Genomic DNA, 1692 nt, shown 5'->3' with positions numbered 1-1692 from the left:
ATAATGACGAGGAACAGCAGAAGCCCACCGGCGGCTGCCGAGAACAATTCACCCCAGTAGACGCCACCTGACGAGTTCAGGCTCTCCATGACGGCCCACATCGAAACGAGAAGGCAGGACACCGCGACGGCAGCGAGCACGATGTCGGTTGGCTCACGGGTGTATGCTCCGCGGATGAGTACCAAAAATTCGACGAACAATGGCAGGATAATGAAGGGCAGTGATCCGATATCAAGGAAGAAAATGACCAACAGATGTGGGGACGGGAATGGCAAGGTACGTCAAGGTATAGATTACTAACTGTTATTTCTTTTTGAGGCTGAAGACAGATTCGAGATCGGGTTTCAACAGAATAATAAACGGAGGTGCGTGGTTATGTTGGAATCTCTGAGCCGATGTATCTCTGACCTGCGTATCCAAGGATGAAGCCAAGAACACCAAGTGGAACACCAAACACCAGTCCCCATCCGGTGCCGAGTAGGAGTGTTTCACCAACCCCCGGATTGCCGGTTTGACCCTCTCCAATAATGTGGATGAAGAGCGCAGTCACGGGGGCAATACATAGCAAGAGACTCGCTACGAGGCTATGATTCTGATACGCCTGCCACGCAGACAACAGAACCAGTATCCCTGCGACCCCGTAGACAATCACTCGCCCCGGAATGAGCGCATAAACCGTCTGATAGTAGTCGAACAGATAGAAGGTGAAGATGACGATGAAGAGGCTAGCAGCCAGTACTCCCCACCGTTTAGTCAAATCGAGATCATCACCGACGAGGAACGCTCCAATTCGGTTCTGAATCTCTGTCATACAGTAGCATTCGCTTGTATTTCTCATCAACCTTTCGACGAGATTACGTCTCTCCGTTCTCATTCTGTGAGCGATATGCAGGCTGAGCGGCTGTTTCACTCCAAACCACCCGATAAGAATCCGCCTCAATATGGTGAGTAGGTGATCCACACATCGACACATAGTACGGATTTGCCTGCATTGTGTCAGGAGCCCTATGCGAGATACAGAAGATACAGTCAGGAATCCTACAATATATTGGATCTGTGGAGTTCAGTCAAAGAGAACGTAGGAGACTCTGAGTACCTGTTCGGGATGTTCAATATACCATTTAGGTATCCCCCAACCGCGCTTCTCTCTCTGTGGGAGATCATATAGAGCTTCTACGGCTTCGTACAGGTTGTCTTGTGAAACATCGCCGTGGCCTATGAGTACCGTTTCAGGGTGCTCAGTGGTTTGGTTGTTACCGTTCGTTCGGGGCTCTGTATCTACTCCCATTTCGATAAGCGTCTGAAGAGCCGCCACTCCGTGAATTCGGTCGTCGGTGTAGTGGACTATCGGCTCATCTTCGTAGCCCTCAGTAACAAGTACAGCATACACTCCTGCAATTTGGTCTGCCGAGGGTATTTCGTCACTTCCACTGTCCGAACTAAACCCGTCCTGTAAGTCGGTACATCCCGCCAGTAATAGAGGCAATCCAACTATAACATCACGTCGGGAGGGCATAGTCCATTTTACCGATAGTGGCGTTATAATGTTTCTTCCTAATCAATAAGCAGGCACGTTCTATCGGCTTATCCGGCTGTAAATTCACGGAATAAATGTCGTGGCAGCTCTTCTATGCCATCCTAGGAACAGCATTAGTGGCCCAATGGTCTCGTCAAAAAATATGATGGCGATAC

Annotated in this window: 3 protein-coding genes; all 3 read right to left on the bottom strand. The window is 49.6% G+C overall.

Annotated elements, in window-relative coordinates; translation table 11 throughout:
• Window positions 1-251, bottom strand: a 251-nt coding sequence (locus EXE41_RS18435) for a hypothetical protein (RefSeq protein ID WP_199240907.1), incomplete at its 3' end; no start/stop codon positions are given.
• A gap of 122 nt (window positions 252-373) precedes the next feature.
• Complete coding sequence (locus EXE41_RS18430) at window positions 374-811, bottom strand: hypothetical protein (protein ID WP_137691772.1); 438 nt, start codon at window positions 809-811, stop codon at window positions 374-376.
• Between the two features lie 252 nt (window positions 812-1063).
• Window positions 1064-1516: a hypothetical protein gene (locus tag EXE41_RS18425; RefSeq protein ID WP_137691771.1), complete on the bottom strand. Its 453-nt coding sequence runs from the start codon at window positions 1514-1516 to the stop codon at window positions 1064-1066.
• Window positions 1517-1692 lie beyond the last annotated feature (176 nt).

The organism is Halorubrum sp. SD690R (assembly GCF_005435035.1).
GTDB classification, from domain to species: domain Archaea; phylum Halobacteriota; class Halobacteria; order Halobacteriales; family Haloferacaceae; genus Halorubrum; species Halorubrum ezzemoulense.
This window is presented reverse-complemented; position numbering and strand designations above follow the sequence as displayed.

Coding starts and splice junctions, on each gene's coding strand:
- EXE41_RS18430 (WP_137691772.1), bottom strand. CDS start 811: ATGACAGAGATTCAGAACCGAATTGGAGCGTTCCTCGTCGGTGATGAT.
- EXE41_RS18425 (WP_137691771.1), bottom strand. CDS start 1,516: ATGCCCTCCCGACGTGATGTTATAGTTGGATTGCCTCTATTACTGGCG.